The sequence below is a fragment of the Pseudomonas sp. VS40 genome, assembly GCF_018587885.1.
Lineage (GTDB): Bacteria > Pseudomonadota > Gammaproteobacteria > Pseudomonadales > Pseudomonadaceae > Aquipseudomonas > Aquipseudomonas pergaminensis.
On sequence record NZ_JAGYWD010000003.1, the window covers coordinates 631,583 to 647,581 of the forward strand.

The 15,999-nt window shown below is 61.7% G+C and carries 15 protein-coding genes; 7 read left to right on the forward strand and 8 right to left on the reverse strand.

Annotation, left to right across the window (positions count from 1 at the left end):
• Window positions 1-40: 40 nt before the first annotated feature.
• The 6 genes from KHP07_RS12060 to KHP07_RS12085 form a co-directional block, all read right to left on the reverse strand.
• Window positions 41-304 carry a hypothetical protein gene (locus tag KHP07_RS12060; RefSeq protein ID WP_028618238.1) on the reverse strand — a complete coding sequence of 88 codons (264 nt, stop codon included), beginning with the start codon at window positions 302-304 and terminating at the stop codon, window positions 41-43.
• A 294-nt stretch (window positions 305-598) separates the two neighbouring features.
• Window positions 599-1,759, reverse strand: coding sequence for a gamma-butyrobetaine dioxygenase (locus tag KHP07_RS12065; RefSeq protein WP_214497239.1), 1,161 nt, complete (start codon window positions 1,757-1,759; stop codon window positions 599-601).
• Between the two features lie 27 nt (window positions 1,760-1,786).
• Window positions 1,787-2,263, reverse strand: a complete 477-nt coding sequence (locus KHP07_RS12070; RefSeq protein ID WP_214497240.1) for a thioesterase family protein — start codon at window positions 2,261-2,263, stop codon at window positions 1,787-1,789.
• Between the two features lie 13 nt (window positions 2,264-2,276).
• Complete coding sequence (locus KHP07_RS12075) at window positions 2,277-3,242, reverse strand: L-carnitine dehydrogenase (protein ID WP_078050496.1); 966 nt, start codon at window positions 3,240-3,242, stop codon at window positions 2,277-2,279.
• A 109-nt stretch (window positions 3,243-3,351) separates the two neighbouring features.
• Window positions 3,352-4,239: a 3-dehydrocarnitine:acetyl-CoA trimethylamine transferase CdhC gene (cdhC, locus tag KHP07_RS12080; RefSeq protein WP_016977787.1), complete on the reverse strand. Its 888-nt coding sequence runs from the start codon at window positions 4,237-4,239 to the stop codon at window positions 3,352-3,354.
• 73 nt (window positions 4,240-4,312) lie between these two features.
• Window positions 4,313-5,257, reverse strand: a complete 945-nt coding sequence (locus tag KHP07_RS12085; protein WP_028618234.1) for a choline ABC transporter substrate-binding protein — start codon at window positions 5,255-5,257, stop codon at window positions 4,313-4,315.
• 193 nt (window positions 5,258-5,450) lie between these two features.
• Between KHP07_RS12085 and KHP07_RS12090 the strand changes: the two genes are divergently transcribed.
• Both KHP07_RS12090 and KHP07_RS12095 read left to right on the forward strand, forming a co-directional pair.
• On the forward strand, window positions 5,451-6,395 hold the full coding sequence (locus KHP07_RS12090) for a GlxA family transcriptional regulator (protein WP_078050495.1): 945 nt from the start codon (window positions 5,451-5,453) through the stop codon (window positions 6,393-6,395).
• A 68-nt stretch (window positions 6,396-6,463) separates the two neighbouring features.
• Entirely contained in the window at window positions 6,464-7,642 is a 1,179-nt protein-coding gene (locus tag KHP07_RS12095) for an AAA family ATPase (protein WP_214497241.1), read from the forward strand.
• Between the two features lie 123 nt (window positions 7,643-7,765).
• Here the strand turns inward: KHP07_RS12095 and KHP07_RS12100 are convergent, their stop codons facing one another.
• Complete coding sequence (locus KHP07_RS12100; RefSeq protein ID WP_214497242.1) at window positions 7,766-8,182, reverse strand: DUF3010 family protein; 417 nt, start codon at window positions 8,180-8,182, stop codon at window positions 7,766-7,768.
• Window positions 8,183-8,223: 41 nt separating this feature from the next.
• Window positions 8,224-8,625 carry a lysozyme inhibitor LprI family protein gene (locus KHP07_RS12105; protein ID WP_078050492.1) on the reverse strand — a complete coding sequence of 134 codons (402 nt, stop codon included), beginning with the start codon at window positions 8,623-8,625 and terminating at the stop codon, window positions 8,224-8,226.
• A gap of 219 nt (window positions 8,626-8,844) precedes the next feature.
• Between KHP07_RS12105 and KHP07_RS12110 the strand changes: the two genes are divergently transcribed.
• From KHP07_RS12110 to etfA, 5 genes are all read left to right on the forward strand, one after another.
• Window positions 8,845-9,822 (forward strand): dipeptidase, encoded by a 978-nt coding sequence (locus KHP07_RS12110; protein ID WP_078050491.1) that lies wholly within the window; start codon window positions 8,845-8,847, stop codon window positions 9,820-9,822.
• 213 nt (window positions 9,823-10,035) lie between these two features.
• Window positions 10,036-10,566: a DUF5943 domain-containing protein gene (locus KHP07_RS12115; protein ID WP_016977793.1), complete on the forward strand. Its 531-nt coding sequence runs from the start codon at window positions 10,036-10,038 to the stop codon at window positions 10,564-10,566.
• A 15-nt stretch (window positions 10,567-10,581) separates the two neighbouring features.
• Complete coding sequence (dgcA, locus tag KHP07_RS12120) at window positions 10,582-12,642, forward strand: dimethylglycine demethylation protein DgcA (protein ID WP_099493080.1); 2,061 nt, start codon at window positions 10,582-10,584, stop codon at window positions 12,640-12,642.
• Between the two features lie 184 nt (window positions 12,643-12,826).
• Entirely contained in the window at window positions 12,827-14,770 is a 1,944-nt protein-coding gene (gene dgcB, locus KHP07_RS12125) for a dimethylglycine demethylation protein DgcB (RefSeq protein ID WP_078050489.1), read from the forward strand.
• Window positions 14,770-15,990, forward strand: a complete 1,221-nt coding sequence (gene etfA, locus KHP07_RS12130) for an electron transfer flavoprotein subunit alpha (protein WP_214497243.1) — start codon at window positions 14,770-14,772, stop codon at window positions 15,988-15,990. Before dgcB ends, etfA begins: the two co-directional genes overlap by 1 nt.
• Window positions 15,991-15,999 lie beyond the last annotated feature (9 nt).

The following is a 15,999-nucleotide window of genomic DNA, read 5'->3' on the forward strand; positions in this document are numbered from 1 at the left end:
TTCAAAATGTGGGAGCTGGCTTGCCTGCGATGGCGTTTTATCAGGCGCCGGAGTTCTGTTTGAACTGCACCAACGCCGGCAGCAGCTGTTTGTCGATTGCCTGCCGCACGGCCGGCAGAATCGTCGCGCTGCCGGTATACATCTGCTCAACCATGCCCTTGAGGGCCTTGGCCCGCGCCGGGCTCAAACCGCGCACGGCACACTCGCAGGCCTGTTCGGCAGTGGCGCCACTGGACACTTCGAAACCCAGCGAGCGCAGTTGGCCCAGCAGGTCATCCTGGTCAATCAAATCCGCATGCATCATGACGTTTATCCTGGTGAAGGGAGCGGGGTTTGACTTGGATTCTGGTAGCCGCTCAAACGGTCGGCAAGGGCAGATTGCACGAATGCCTCAGATGGCTATGAGCAGGTCGTTTTCGAGCCATTTGCCGACAGAAGTAATAGGCACACTGAATGCCAGGCAAGCAACTTGAAGGTTTGGTCACCCTCGGGATGTCACGCCACACAAAGCACTCTGCCCCGATCCAGTCACGGCTGGACCGGGGCTTTTTTTGCCTGGGATTTGTGCTGATTACACGGACGCCATCGCCGGCACGGTCTAGCGCTGCAATACCAGGATGCGCGAGAGCAATTCATCCCGGTCGATATAGCATCCCTGGAAGTGCCGCGCCCCCGAAGTGGGATCAAAAGCATTGCGTGCATGCAAGGTGCGGCGGTTGTCGAAGCACCACAACTCGCCCGGGTTCAGGCGCTTGACCAGCCGAAAACGGTCCTCCCGCGTCATTGCAATAAACCGCCGGTAGGCCCGATACAGCAAGGGCATCTGTTCCACACTGGCCTCGAACGGCCCGCGCAGAAAGTTGGCCATGCGAATCTCCGCCACCTCCCCCAGGGCATCCAGCGCAATGATCGGCGCCAGGCGGCGATAGTCGCTGTGACGGTCCTTGTTGCGAAACTCCACGGGTATTTCACACAGTGCGCGAAACGCTTCGGGGTCTTCTGTGCGCAACGCATGGGCGATGGCAAATCCATCGACAAAAATACTCTCGCCGCCGTTGGCATCGTTCACCAGGCAATGCAAAAACTGCAGGCCCGGTTGCAGCTCGCGCGTGGGCAGATCACTGTGCAACGGCAGGTTGAAAGCGGTGTAGGCGTTGCTGTCGGCATCGGCCTTGGATTGCACGTTGAACAGCACGCCGAAGTTGCTCTCGCGGATGAAGGATATGCGCTTGGCGACCAGCGCCAGGGAGCCGGGCTCGGTGGGGACGCCTCGGATCTGCGTCAAGCCCGAATCGCGCAGCGCCAGCAGCCACTGCAGCAGTGCGTGCGGATCCTCCATGACCGCCTTGTATTCGAAAACCGGCAGTTGGAAGCGACTGTCCCACAACTGCGATTTGGGTTTTGCGGCACGGCGTTCGGCACGGGATTCATCGTCGTAGGCATGGGCCCGCAACCAGCCGGGATCGTATTGGCTGCGGTGCCCGCCGCTCCATTCCAGGCTCAGATTGCCTTGATCAATGCATGCAGAGGCCGCACTGAGATTGGCATCCACGTCGACAATCTCCAGCACCTGCTCACGGGTCACGCTGTACACGCATTCCGTGCACGGGCAGTTGTCCCGCAGCCATTGATGATGAAACGGGCTGACCCGCCCATCCACCCACTGCACAAGGATTTGATCCTCCAGCACCCTGACGTCCGCGATGTCGCAGATCTTCGGGTAAGTACGGAAGTCGGCAACAGCGGCGGCGGTTTGCATGGTGGCTCCTTATGGTTTTTTGGGTGGCTATTTTTTCAGCGGCAGTCCAATCACTCGGCCAAGCAGGGCGGGGCGCGGCAGGTCGGCCTGCTCCGCACTGATAGCCGTGAGTCTTTCCAATGTGGCCTCGGTGAACGGCGCCGAATTCGGGCCCGCCAGATCAACGTGCAGCAGCATCTGCTCGTTGCCCGCCAGCTCCTTTTCATCTCCCACTAAATGCAGGCTGTGATAGAGGTGCAGGCGCTTGGCATCAAAGGCGATCAGTTGGGTATGCACCTCCACGTCGGCACCGAGTTTCACTTCGTGCAGGTAGTTGAGGTGCAGCTCCAGGGTGAACAGTGAATGGCCGCTGGCTTCGCGGTTTTCGCTGTCCAGGCCCAGGGTGTTCATCAGCGCGTCGGTGGCGTAGCTGAAGATCAGCAGGTAGAACGCGTCGCGCAGATGGCCGTTGTAGTCCACCCAGTCGGGGTGGACCTGGGTGGTGTAGGTGGTGAGTGCGGGCATGTCAGGGGTTCCGTTATTCGGCGAAGGTCATGCCGTGCTTGGCCTTGGTGGTTTTCACCGCCTCTAGGACCGCCAGCAGGCAGTCATCACGATAGCGCTCCAGCGCCGAAATGCTGTGTTTGCCCAGTTGATCGCTGGTGCCGTCGACTACATCGTCGATCAGCTTGTCGGTCAGCTCCGGCGCCGGCAGGTAGGTCCACGGCAATTGCAGCGCCGGGCCGAACTGCGCCATGAAGTGGCGCATGCCGGCGTCGCCGCCGGCCAGGGTGTAGGTCAAGAAGGTACCCATGAACGACCAGCGCAGGCCCGCGCCAAAGCGGATCGCGTCGTCGATTTCGCCGGTGGTGGCCACGCCGTCATTGACCAGATGCAGGGCTTCACGCCACAGCGCTTCGAGCAGACGGTCAGCGATAAAGCCTGGGACCTCCTTGCGCACATGCAGGGGGCGCATGCCGAGGGATTCGTACACCTTGATCGCGGCTTGAACGGCTTCCGGCGCGGTGTTCTTGCCGCCGACCACTTCCACCAGTGGCAGCAGGTAAACCGGGTTGAACGGATGGCCGACCACGCACCGCTCAGGGTGGGTCGAGCCCTCGTAGAACTCGCTCGGCAACAGGCCGGAGGTGCTCGACCCAATCAACGCGTTCGGCTTGGCCGCAGCACTGATCTTGCTGTGCAGATCCAGTTTCAGTTCCAGGCGCTCCGGGGCGCTTTCCTGGATGAAGTCGGCGTCTTTCACACACTCTTCAATGGTGGCGACAAAGCGCAGGCGGTCCTGGGAGGCGCCCGGTGCCAGGCCTTGTTTCTCCAAGGCACCCCAGGCGTTGGCGACACGCTTGCGCAGTGCGGCTTCGGCACCGGGCGCCGGGTCCCAGGCGACCACATCCAGGCCGTGGGCCAGGGCACGGGAGACCCAGCCGCTGCCGATGACACCGCTGCCGAGGGCGGCGAAGGTTTTGATTTCTGTAATAAAGCTCATGGCAAATTCCTAAAGAGGTTGGTAATCCCCTGTGGGAGGGGGCTGTGTCAGTCGATACAGCGGGTGCTGATCCTCCGCCATCGGGGGCAAGCCCCCTCCCACATTTTGATCAGCCGCGTTTGGTGAGGCCCATCTTCACGCGACCTTCGGCCGGGGTCATGACCCGTGCACCCAGGCGGCTGAGGATTTCGCTCGCCCGTTCCACCAACTGGCCGTTGGTGGCGAGCACGCCTTTGTCCAGCCACAGGTTGTCTTCCAGGCCGACCCGCACGTTGCCGCCCAGCAGCACGGCTTGCGCCGCCATCGGCATTTGCATACGGCCGATGCCGAAGCCGGCCCACACCGCGTCGGCGGGCAGGTTGTCGACCATGGCTTTCATGGTGGTGGTGTCGGCCGGCGCGCCCCATGGGATGCCCAGGCACAGTTGGAACAGCGGGTCGTCGAGCAGGCCTTCCTTAATCATCTGCTTGGCGAACCACAGGTGGCCGGTGTCGAAGATCTCCAGCTCAGCCTTGACGCCCAGCTCCTGGATGCGTTTGGCGCCCGCCCGCAGTTGCGCCGGGGTGGACACGTAAATGGTGTCGCCATCGCCGAAGTTCAGGGTGCCGCAGTCGAGGGTGCAGATTTCCGGTAGCAGTTCTTCCACGTGGGCCAGGCGGGTCAGCGGGCCGACCAGGTCAGTGTTGGGACCGAATTCCATCGGGTTCTCGCCGCCGCCGATCTCCAGGTCGCCGCCCATGCCGGCGGTGAGGTTGACGATGATGTCAATGTCGGCCTCACGGATGCGCTCCATTACTTCACGGTACAGGGCGACGTCGCGGCTGAATTTGCCGGTCTCGGGGTCGCGCACGTGGCAATGCACAACGGTGGCGCCGGCCTTGGCGGCTTCCACGGCCGCAGCGGCGATTTGCTTGGGGGTGACCGGCACATGTGGGCTGCGGCTGGTCGTGTCGCCAGCACCGGTGAGTGCGCAGGTGATGATGACGTCGTGGTTCATGAGGCGGTTCCTTACAGGCGTGGTGGTGCCGTTCGCAGCCCGGTTGAGCTGCGAAACGGTGGTTCAGAAAAAGTTATTTGCTGGTCAGTTGCAGGTTGGCCGCGGCCGGCTTGCCGTCGAAGGTGGTCACCCCTTCCAGCCAGCGCGCCTGGTCTTGCGGGTGATCCTTGAGCCACTGCTTGGCGGACTCGATAGCGTCCTTGTGATCCAGCAACGGCTGCATCATCCGGCTCTCGTCAGCGGCGGTGAAGGTGAGGTTGGTCAGCAGTTTGTGCACGTTCGGGCATTGCTCGGCGTAGTTCGGCGCAGTGACGCTCCACACGGTGGCCATGCCTTCGTTCGGGCCCAGGGCGTCGTCGCTGCCGGTCAGGTAGGTCATGGCGACGTTGACGTTCATCGGGTGCGGCGCCCAGCCGAAGAACACCACGGCTTCCTTGCGGCGCACCGCCCGGTCGACGGCGGCGAGCATGCCGGCTTCACTGGATTCCACCAGCTGGAATTTGCCCAGGCCGAACTGGTTCTTGGCGATCATCGCCTTGATCTGGGTGTTGGCGCCCGAGCCTGGCTCGATGCCGTAGATCTTGCCGCCCAGCTCTTTTTCGAACTTGGCGATGTCGGCGAAGGTTTTCAGGCCTTTGTCTGCCAGGTAAGTCGGCACGGCGAGGGTGGCGCGGGCGTCTTCCAGGCTGGGCTTGTCGAGCACCTTGACTTGCTTGGCGTCGACGAACGGGGTGATGGTCTGGGTCATCAGCGGGTTCCAGTAGCCCAGGAACAAGTCCAGGCGCTGGTCGCGAATGCCGGCGAAGATGATTTGCTGGGAGGCGCTGGTCTGTTTGGTCTTGTAGCCGAGGCCGTCGAGCAACACTTGGGTCATGGCGCTGGTGGCGATTACGTCGGTCCAGTTCACCACGCCCATGCGCACGTTCTGGCAAGATGCCGCGTCGGCAGCCAGTACGTTCGTGCTCAAGATGGCGCTGGCGCTGAGTGCGAGCACGCAGCGGCTGATCAGTCGGTTCATGGTGGATCCCTCGGCAGGTCGTTATTGTGGGGTCCGGCGTCTTTGTGCGCCGTGGGATCAAGTTACGCAGCTTGAGGGCCGACAAAACGCACGGCGGCGACCAGCTCTTGCACTGCAGCGACCTGCCCCCTTGAATCCAGCCGAGAACGGGAGTATCACAGTGCCACGCTGCCCGTCCGACGAGAGCGCTACCATGTCCCAGGATTTCTACTTTCTGCTGATGCCGGGCTTCTCGGCCATCGGTTTTATCTCTGCGCTCGAACCGCTGCGGGTGGCCAACCGCTTTCGTGGCGAGCTATACCGCTGGCACGTGCTGAGCGCCGATGGCGGCGCGGTGCTGGCGAGCAATGGCATGTCGGTCAACGCCGACGCCGCGCTGGAACCGTTGAAAAAGGGCGCGACGTTATTGGTGGTGGCGGGCTTCGAACCGCTGCAGTTCGCCACGCCTGCGCTGGAGCACTGGCTACGCCGTCTCGACCACGACGGCGTGACCCTCGGCGCCATCGATACGGGCGCCTGCGTACTGGCGCAAGCCGGCCTGCTCGACGGCCACCGCCTGACCCTGCACTGGGAAGCCATCGACGCCTTCAAGGAATCCTATCCGCACCTGAGCGTCACCCAGGAGCTGTTCGAGATCGACCGCCGTCGCATCACCTGCGCCGGTGGTACGGCCTCCATCGACCTGATGCTCGACCTGATCGCCCAGGCCCATGGCCCCGACCTGGCGATCCAAGTCTCCGAGCAATTCGTGCTCGGCCGTATCCGTCCACGCAAAGACCACCAACGCATGCAGATCGCCACGCGCTATGGCATCAACAATAAGAAGCTGGTGCAGGTGATCGGTGAGATGGAACAGCACACCGAGCCGCCGCTGAGCACATTGGCCCTGGCTGAGACGATCAAGGTGACCCGGCGCCAGCTGGAGCGGCTGTTTCGCCTGCATTTGAATGACACCCCGAGCAACTTCTACCTCGGCCTGCGCCTGGAGAAAGCCCGGCAGCTCTTACGTCAAAGCGGTATGAGTGTGCTGGAAGTGAGCATTGCCTGCGGGTTTGAGTCGCCGTCGTATTTCACGCGGAGTTATCGGGCACGGTTTGCGAAATGCCCAAGGGAAGATCGGCGACGGGAGGTCGTTTGACGGCTGATTATAGTCAATTATACTCACGACTATAATTTATAGTCCTTTCCATAATTGGGTATAAAAGCATGTCCAAGAACAGCGGCTTCGTGTTCCGCCGCCCCGACCTGGCAAGCAGCATTGCCGATGGCCTGGTGGGCGCCGGTATTCAGGATTTCACCTCTGGCCTGTTTCTCGCGGCGCCGCGTCGCACGGGCAAAAGTACTTTTTTGCGTGAGGACCTTGTTCCGCAATGCCAGGCGCGTGGTTGGCTGGCTGTGTATGTCGATCTATGGGCGGACAAAGAAAAAGACCCCGCCGACCTGATCTCCAGTGCCATCGCCGGTGCCCTGGTGCCCTTTGAAAAGGGCATCCGCAAGCTGGCCAAGAATATCGGCATTGAAAAGCTCAGCTTCCTGCGCACCTTGTCCTGGGATTTCACCAAGCCTCAATTGCCTGCTGGCGCGACACTGACGCAAGCGCTGGAGTTGCTTCACAGCGCTGCCGAGAAAACCGTCGTGCTGGTGATCGACGAAGCGCAACACGCGCTCACCACCGAAGCCGGTGTTAATGCGATGTTTGCCCTCAAGGCCGCACGTGACCAGCTCAACCAAGGCCGTGAAGGCGAGGGCAGCGGGTTGCGCCTGGTGTTCACGGGGTCCAATCGCGACAAGCTTGCCCACCTGGTATTAGGTAAAAGCCAGCCGTTCTTCGGGTCCAGCATCACGCCATTTCCACTGCTGGGCAAAGCATTCACACAGGCCTACACCGTGTACCTCAACGGCCTTCTGGCCAAGACCAACCAGTTCAATGCTGCCGACATCGATGAAGCGTTTGAGCTGGTGGGCCGTCGCCCGGAAATGTTGCGCACCATCATTGGTGAAGTGGCCTTGGAACTGGGGGAGGCGAGCAATCTGGGCCAACTGCTGCACAGTCGCGCCGAACTGCTGCGCGCCGGCGTTTGGACCGAGTTCGAAAGTGCCTGGAACGCCCTCACCATTCCCCAGCGTGCGGTGCTGGAAGTGATGGTGGAGCGCTCACAGAACAACGAACCGTTCGCGCCGTTTACCGACAGCACCATCACGGCCGTCAGCAAGGCCTTGGAAGACATGGGCAGCGACGTGGTACCAGGCACGCAGACCATTCAGGCCTGTATCGATGCCCTGCGCGATAAAGAGCTGGTATGGAAGTCGAGCCGGGGGGGTTATGCCCTGGAGGACAAATCCTTCGGGGATTGGCTGCAGCACCGGCGCCGTGCACTTAACTGAATCAAACGCTGAGCACATGTGGGAGCTGGCTTGCCTGCGATAGCGGTGAGGCAGCGCTGTAGATGCTGGCTGATACACCGCCATCGCAGGCAAGCCAGCTCCCACATTGATATAGGGTGTGGCTTATTTCTTGACCAGCGCTGAACACGCCGCCTTGTACGCCTCATGCTGATACTTGTTCAGCGTCGCGGGCAGATCAAAATTGTGCTTCTTGTTCTGCGCATTAATGGTCTGCGGCGACAGCAAGGTCACCTCAACCCCGTCCAGCAACTGAAACACCCCTTCAATCTTGAACGTCGTCGGGCCACCGGCGAACTCGCCTTTCTTGCTGCGCTTCTTGATCGCGATACGCTCGACGGCGTTTTCCTGCACGAACGCCTTCACCTGGGCCGCGAAGGCTTTGACGTTGGCGGCCTCGTCATCATCGTCGAGGGCGATCTTTTTGGTGGGCAGGGCAACGTGGGTCAGCGCCTGGTTGTCCAGGGAGGCGACAGCGATGATGGCTTCGCTGCCTTTGATTTCGATGCCGCAAGTCTTCATGGGTAGCCTTGGTCCAGAGAGAAAGTGGCGGGGATTGTCGCTTATTCCTGCCCGATCGACTCCAAAAACTCCGACCGCTCATCACTCATCCGCGCCAGGCAATCATTCTGCGCAATGGCATAGGCCTTGGTGCCGTTCACCGCCGGGAAGGTGTCCACGGCGCAGTCGGCGTCGCGCAGTTTTTCCCACTTCTGCTGTGCGTCCTTCAGACGAGCGGTAATGTCGGCCAGCTTGGTCTTGTCGCTGCCATAGGTCGAACCCATGCGTTCCAGCAGGCCCTGATAGTTATCCTTGAGCAGCTGCTCGGCAGTGGTTTTATTGTAGGTGGCGCATTCCAGGGTTTGCTTGTCGTTTTCAATGCCGTCGCACGGCGTGCTGTCGGTGTCTTCGGCCGCGTGGGCGCCGGTTGCGATGAGTGCCAAAGCCAGGAAAATCGATTTCATTGCGCCGTCTCATATCAGGTGATGCGGGAATTCTGGCTCAAGCGTAGGACAAAGAACAGCCGCCAGTCAGACCTCTCTTAACAGCCTTTGTCGCGGATTGACGCTTTCGGCAATTCCCCTGTCGTTTTTGCACCCGGCTCTGTCGGCCCCTGGGCATATGCTGGCCCCAAAGCGCCGGCAGACGATTCGGCGCATGAATTGCCAATAAGGGGACGCCTGATGAGCCCAGCCGAATTGCACGCCGACAGCATCGTTATCGACGGGCTGATTATTGCCAAGTGGAACCGCGACCTGTTCGAGGACATGCGCAAAGGTGGCCTCACCGCTGCCAACTGCACGGTGTCGGTGTGGGAAGGGTTCCAGGCCACCATCAACAATATCGTGGCCAGCCAGACCCTGATCCGTGAGAACAGCGATTTGGTGATCCCGGTGAAAACCACCGCTGATATCCGCAAAGCCAAGGAACAAGGCAAGACCGGCATCATCTTCGGTTTCCAGAACGCCCATGCCTTCGAAGACCAGCTCGGCTATGTCGAGATCTTCAAGCAGCTCGGCGTCGGTGTGGTGCAGATGTGCTACAACACCCAGAACCTGGTCGGCACCGGCTGCTACGAGCGCGATGGCGGCCTGTCGGGCTTTGGTCGTGAGGTCGTCGGCGAGATGAACCGCGTCGGCATCATGTGCGACCTGTCCCACGTGGGTTCCAAGACGTCCGAAGAAGTCATCCTCGAATCGAAGAAACCGGTGTGCTACTCCCACTGCCTGCCGTCCGGGCTCAAAGAGCACCCGCGCAACAAATCCGACGAAGAGCTGAAGTTCATCGCTGACCACGGCGGCTTTGTTGGCGTGACCATGTTCGCGCCGTTCCTGGCCAAGGGCATCGATTCGACCATCGACGACTACGCCGAAGCCATCGAATACACCATGAACATCGTCGGCGAAGACGCGATCGGCATCGGCACCGACTTCACTCAGGGCCATGGCCAGGATTTCTTCGAAATGCTGACCCATGACAAGGGCTACGCGCGCCGCCTGACCAGCTTCGGCAAGATCATCAACCCGCTGGGCATCCGCACCGTGGGCGAGTTCCCCAACCTCACCGAGACCTTGCTCAAGCGCGGCCATCCTGAGCGCGTGGTGCGCAAGATCATGGGCGAGAACTGGGTGAGCGTCCTGAAAGACGTCTGGGGCGAGTGAATAACTCTGGAGCCTACTCCGCTCGCCGATAGCTGCGTCAGGTCCTCGCGCCAAACTCGCCGTACGTTCCGTACTGTCTCGCTTGTCGCTCCGGTCCTTCCTTGCTCTCGACGTGCTCGCTACGGCTCCAAAGTCATTCACACGGCTTGTTTATAAGAGCGAAGCAAAAGCTTTGCTAAGCACTGAAAACGAATTTTCTGGAGTTAAATTTCCATGGCCAAGATCGCCCCGCAATTGCCTATCGAAGTCGACAGCGAAACCGGTGTCTGGACTTCCGACGCCCTGCCGATGCTGTACGTGCCCCGCCATTTCTTCGTCAACAACCACATCGGTATCGAAGAAGTGCTGGGCGCCGATGCCTATGCCGAGATCCTCTACAAGGCCGGCTACAAATCCGCCTGGCACTGGTGTGAAAAAGAAGCCGAATGCCACGGCCTGGAAGGCGTCGCGGTGTTCGAGCACTACATGAAGCGCCTGTCGCAACGCGGCTGGGGCCTGTTCAAGATCCAGGACATCGACCTCGACAAAGGTACCGCCAGCGTCAAGCTCGAACACTCGGCCTTCGTCTACGTGTACGGCAAGGTCGGGCGCAAAGTGGACTACATGTTCACCGGCTGGTTTGCCGGTGCCATGGACCAGATTCTGCAAGCGCGCGGCAGCCAGATCCGCACCGTCGCCGAACAAGTCTACGGAGGCTCCGAAGAGGGCCACGATGACGGCCTGTTCACCGTCAAGCCGTTGTAAGCCGAGGACCGTGCCATGGCTTTCGAAGCAATGTTCGCGCCGATCCAGATCGGCAAACTGACCATCCGTAACCGCGTGCTCAGTACCGCCCACGCCGAGGTGTACGCCACCGACGGCGGCATGACCACCGACCGCTATGTGAAGTATTACGAAGAGAAAGCCAAGGGCGGCATCGGCCTGGCAATCTGCGGCGGTTCCTCGGTGGTGGCCATCGACAGCCCGCAGGAGTGGTGGAGTTCGGTCAACCTGTCGACCGATCGGATTATCCCGCACTTCCAGAACCTGGCTGACGCCATGCACAAGCATGGCGCCAAGATCATGATCCAGATTACCCACATGGGCCGTCGCTCGCGTTGGGACGGCTTCAATTGGCCTACCCTGATGTCGCCGTCCGGCGTGCGTGAGCCGGTGCACCGTGCCACCTGCAAGACCATCGAGCCGGAAGAAATCTGGCGCGTGATCGGCAACTACGCCCAGGCCGCACGGCGCGCCAAGGCCGGTGGCCTGGACGGGGTGGAACTGTCCGCCGTGCACCAGCACATGATCGACCAGTTCTGGAGCCCAAGGGTCAACAAACGTACTGACGAATGGGGCGGCACCTTTGAAGGCCGCATGAAGTTCGGCCTGGAAGTATTGAAAGCCGTGCGCGCCGAAGTGGGTGATGACTTCTGCGTGGGCATGCGCCTGTGTGGTGACGAATTCCACCCGGACGGCCTGTCCCATGAGGACATGAAGCAGATTGCCAAGTATTACGACGACACCGGCATGCTCGATTTCATCGGCGTGGTGGGCTCGGGGTGCGATACCCATAACACCCTGGCCAACGTGATCCCCAACATGAGTTACCCACCGGAGCCGTTCCTGCACCTGGCTGCCGGTATCAAGGAAGTGGTCAAGGTCCCGGTGCTGCACGCGCAGAACATCAAGGACCCGAACCAGGCCACGCGCATCCTGGAAGGCGGCTACGTGGACATGGTCGGCATGACCCGTGCACACATCGCCGATCCGCACTTGATCGCCAAGATCAAGATGGGCCAGATCGACCAGATCAAGCAGTGCGTCGGCGCCAACTACTGCATCGACCGCCAGTACCAGGGCCTGGATGTGTTGTGCATCCAGAACGCCGCGACGTCCCGTGAATACATGGGTGTGCCGCACATCATCGAAAAAACCACCGGCGTCAAACGCAAGGTTGTGGTGGTCGGTGCCGGCCCGGCCGGGATGGAGGCTGCGCGCGTGGCAGCCGAACGTGGTCACGACGTGACCCTGTTCGAGAAAAAAGAGTTTATTGGTGGGCAGATCACCACGGCGTCCAAGGCGCCGCAACGTGACCAGATTGCCGGTATCACCCGCTGGTACCAACTGGAACTGGCACGGTTGAAGGTCGACCTGCGCCTGGGCGTGGCCGCCGATGCCGACACTATCCTGGACGTGCGTCCGGACGTGGTGGTACTGGCGGTCGGCGGGCACCCGAATGTCGAGCAGAACGAACACTGGGGCGCGGCTGAAGGCTTGGTCGTGAGCAGTTGGGACGTGCTCGACGGCAAGGTGGCACCGGGTAAAAACGTGCTGGTGTACGACACCATCTGCGAATTCACCGGCATGTCGGTGGCGGATTTCCTCGCGGACAAAGGCAGCCAGGTCGAGATCGTCACCGACGATATCAAGCCGGGCGTGGCCATCGGCGGTACGTCGTTCCCGACCTACTACCGCAGCATGTACCCCAAGGAAGTGATCATGACCGGCGACATGATGCTGGAAAAGGTCTACCGCGAGGGCGACAAGCTGGTGGCGGTGCTGGAGAACGAATACACCGGCGCCAAAGAGGAGCGGGTGGTTGACCAGGTGGTGGTGGAGAACGGCGTGCGTCCGGATGAAGCCATCTACTACGCGCTCAAGGAAGGCTCGCGCAACAAGGGCCAGATCGACGTTGAAGCGCTGTTTGCGATTAAGCCGCAGCCGTGCTTGAGCGAGGCGGGTGACGGGTACTTGCTGTTCCGCATTGGCGATTGTGTGGCGCAGCGTAATACCCATGCTGCGATCTATGACGCCCTGCGCTTGTGCAAGGATTTCTAGAAAACCACAGAACCACTGTGTACTCGATCTAAATGTGGGAGCTGATCAGTGTGGGAGCCGGGCTTGCCCGCGATGCAGGCGACTCGGTTTTGAGTGATACCGAGGCGATGCCATCGCAGGCAAGCCAGCTCCCACAGTGAGCCGACTCCCATACAGGACCTGTGTGGTCTTTGGGAGCTTCACCATGTTGAACACCTTGCTTCCTATCCTCTTGTTCGCGGCCCTGGGGCTTGCCGTCCTTGGCGCCCTGCGCCGGGTGAACATGTGGCGCCGTGGCCGTGCTTCCAAGGTCGACCTGCTGGGCGGCCTGCTGGCCATGCCCAAGCGCTACATGGTCGACCTGCACCACGTGGTCGCCCGCGACAAATACATCGCCAACACCCACGTCGCTACCGCGCTGGGCTTTGTGTTGTCGGCGCTGTTAGCGATCCTGGTGCACGGTTTTGGCCTGCATAACCGCATCCTCGGTTACGCCTTGCTACTGGCCTCGGTGCTGATGTTTGTCGGCGCCACATTCGTTTACCTGCGTCGGCGCAATCCGCCGGCGCGCTTGTCGAAAGGCCCGTGGATGCGCCTGCCGAAAAGCCTGATGGCGTTCTCGGTGAGCTTCTTCCTGGTGACACTGCCGGTGGCGGGCATCCTGCCGGCTGATTTCGGCGGCTGGCTGCTGGCCGCGTTGCTGGGTGTCGGTGTGCTGTGGGGCGTGTCCGAGATGTTCTTCGGCATGACCTGGGGTGGCCCGATGAAGCACGCCTTCGCGGGTGCCCTGCACCTGGCCTGGCACCGTCGCGCCGAACGCTTTGGCGGTGGCCGTTCCACCGGGTTGAAGCCGCTGGACCTCAGCGATAAAACCGCGCCGTTGGGCGTGGAAAAACCCAAGGATTTCACCTGGAACCAACTGCTCGGCTTCGACGCCTGCGTGCAGTGCGGCAAGTGCGAAGCCGCGTGCCCGGCGTTCGCCGCCGGCCAGCCACTGAACCCGAAAAAACTGATCCAGGACATGGTCGTTGGCCTGGCCGGTGGCACGGATGCCAAGTTCGCCGGTAGCCCCTATCCAGGCAAACCGATCGGCGAACACAGCGGCAACCCGCACCAGCCCATCGTCAACGGCCTGGTGGACGCCGAGACCCTGTGGTCGTGCACCACCTGCCGCGCCTGCGTGGAAGAGTGCCCGATGATGATCGAGCACGTGGACGCCATCGTCGATATGCGTCGCCACCTCACCCTGGAAAAGGGCGCCACGCCGAACAAGGGCGCCGAAGTCCTGGAAAACCTGATCGCCACCGACAACCCTGGCGGTTTCGCGCCGGGTGGGCGCCTTAACTGGGCAGCGGATCTGAACCTGCCACTGCTCAGCGACAAGGGCAGTTGCGAGGTGCTGTTCTGGGTGGGCGATGGCGCCTTCGACATGCGTAACCAACGGACCTTGCGCGCATTCGTCAAAGTGCTGAAAGCAGCCAAGGTCGACTTCGCCGTGCTCGGCCTGGAGGAGCGCGACAGTGGCGACGTGGCCCGTCGCCTGGGCGATGAAGCGACCTTCCAGTTGCTGGCTTCGCGCAATATCCAGACATTGGCCAAGTACAGCTTCAAGCGCATCGTCACCTGCGACCCGCACAGCTTCCACGTGCTGAAGAACGAGTACGGCGCCTTTAACGGCAACTACCTCGTGCAGCATCACAGCACCTTCATGGCCGAGTTGATCGGCGAGGGCGCGCTGAACCTGGGCCAACACAAAGGCAACAGCGTGACCTATCACGACCCGTGCTACCTGGGGCGCTACAACGGCGAGTACGAGGCGCCGCGCCAAGTGCTGCGGGCGCTGGGCATTGAGGTCAAGGAGATGCAACGCTCGGGCTTCCGTTCACGCTGCTGCGGCGGTGGTGGCGGGGCGCCGATTACCGACATTCCCGGCAAGCAACGGATCCCCGATATGCGCATGGAAGACATCCGCGAAACCGGCGCCGAGCTGGTGGCCGTGGGTTGTCCACAGTGCACGGCGATGCTGGAAGGCGTGGTCGAGCCGCGACCGTTGATCAAGGATATTGCCGAGCTGGTGGCCGACGCATTACTTGAAGAGGCAGCGCCTACCAAAGCTCCCATCAAGCGTGAACCTGCGGAGGTGCATTAATGAGCGACATTATCCGCCGCGACCCACGGGCCGAATGGATCGCCCGCAACCGCCTGCACCCGCTGCACGCGGCGATGCAGCCGGTACAACACAGCTGGATGGGACCCAACGGCGTCATCCGCAAGAATGTACATGGCGTCGGTTTTATCGGCCCCAACGGCATCAAGCGCATCGACCGCAGCGGCGCCCAGCAGGGCGGGGCAGCCAAGCGCACCGCGGCGGTGGAGGTTCAGTTGCCACTGCACCAGGTGCCTGCGCCGGCGTTCTACATCAACGTGGTGCCGGACATGGTGGGTGGCCGCCTGAGCAGCCACGACCGCGACTTGCTGGGCCTGGCGCGGCAGCTCGCCGGCAGCGAGGGTGCGGTGCTGGCGGTGGTGTTTGGCGAACACAAGGAGAGCGCGTTCGCTACCGCTGGCGTCGACCGTCTGCTGGTGCTGGAAGGCCATGAGTTCGACGGTTATTCACCGGAACAGCGGGTACAAGGTTTGCGCGCTGTGGATAACCAGTTCAACCCGCGTCATTGGTTGCTGCCGGACAGCCGCAGCGGTGGCGGCGAACTGGGTCGGCGCTTTGCCGCCAGCCTCAAGGAACGCCCGGCCACACGGGTGTGGCAGATCAAGGGCGACGAGTGCATCGGCCGCGCCGGCGCTGGCCAGGAAGACTTGGCGCGGCCGCTGCCGCGCTTGATCCTGGCTGCCGCAGAATGCGCTGAGCCAGTCAGCGAAACCCGTCACGAAGTGCTGCCAGTGGAGTTATCCACAGCTCTGGCGCGCAGCCTGCCACGCATCGAAGACCTCGGCGCGGTGGCGGTGGACCCGGCGGCGATTCCCATGGCCGAGGCAGAGTTTATTTTCTCTGGCGGCAACGGCGTGAAGGACTGGGCGCTGTTCCACCAGACTGCCGCTGCATTGGGCGCCACCGAAGGCGCTTCGCGGGTGGCGGTGGACGATGGCTTCATGGCGCGTGATCGCCAGGTCGGCGCCAGCGGCACCTGGGTCACGGCGCGGGTCTATGTGGCCGTGGGCATTTCCGGGGCGATCCAGCACCTGCAGGGCATTGGCGCCTGCGACAAAGTAGTGGCAATCAACCTCGACCCTGGTTGCGACATGATCAAGCGTGCCGACCTGTCGGTGATTGGCGAAAGCGCCGCGATACTGCAAGCCTTGATCGTTGCGGTCGAGGCCTACCGCAACGGCGCCAAGCGCGATGCAGCTTAAGGAGATGGC

Excerpts from the sequence above, each read along its gene's own strand:
- KHP07_RS12060 (WP_028618238.1), bottom strand. The coding sequence starts at position 304 with ATGATGCATGCGGATTTGATTGACCAGGATGACCTGCTGGGCCAACTG.
- KHP07_RS12065 (WP_214497239.1), bottom strand. The coding sequence starts at position 1,759 with ATGCAAACCGCCGCCGCTGTTGCCGACTTCCGTACTTACCCGAAGATC.
- KHP07_RS12070 (WP_214497240.1), bottom strand. The coding sequence starts at position 2,263 with ATGCCCGCACTCACCACCTACACCACCCAGGTCCACCCCGACTGGGTG.
- KHP07_RS12075 (WP_078050496.1), bottom strand. The coding sequence starts at position 3,242 with ATGAGCTTTATTACAGAAATCAAAACCTTCGCCGCCCTCGGCAGCGGT.
- cdhC (WP_016977787.1), bottom strand. The coding sequence starts at position 4,239 with ATGAACCACGACGTCATCATCACCTGCGCACTCACCGGTGCTGGCGAC.
- KHP07_RS12085 (WP_028618234.1), bottom strand. The coding sequence starts at position 5,257 with ATGAACCGACTGATCAGCCGCTGCGTGCTCGCACTCAGCGCCAGCGCC.
- KHP07_RS12090 (WP_078050495.1), top strand. The coding sequence starts at position 5,451 with ATGTCCCAGGATTTCTACTTTCTGCTGATGCCGGGCTTCTCGGCCATC.
- KHP07_RS12095 (WP_214497241.1), top strand. The coding sequence starts at position 6,464 with ATGTCCAAGAACAGCGGCTTCGTGTTCCGCCGCCCCGACCTGGCAAGC.
- KHP07_RS12100 (WP_214497242.1), bottom strand. The coding sequence starts at position 8,182 with ATGAAGACTTGCGGCATCGAAATCAAAGGCAGCGAAGCCATCATCGCT.
- KHP07_RS12105 (WP_078050492.1), bottom strand. The coding sequence starts at position 8,625 with ATGAAATCGATTTTCCTGGCTTTGGCACTCATCGCAACCGGCGCCCAC.
- KHP07_RS12110 (WP_078050491.1), top strand. The coding sequence starts at position 8,845 with ATGAGCCCAGCCGAATTGCACGCCGACAGCATCGTTATCGACGGGCTG.
- KHP07_RS12115 (WP_016977793.1), top strand. The coding sequence starts at position 10,036 with ATGGCCAAGATCGCCCCGCAATTGCCTATCGAAGTCGACAGCGAAACC.
- dgcA (WP_099493080.1), top strand. The coding sequence starts at position 10,582 with ATGGCTTTCGAAGCAATGTTCGCGCCGATCCAGATCGGCAAACTGACC.
- dgcB (WP_078050489.1), top strand. The coding sequence starts at position 12,827 with ATGTTGAACACCTTGCTTCCTATCCTCTTGTTCGCGGCCCTGGGGCTT.
- etfA (WP_214497243.1), top strand. The coding sequence starts at position 14,770 with ATGAGCGACATTATCCGCCGCGACCCACGGGCCGAATGGATCGCCCGC.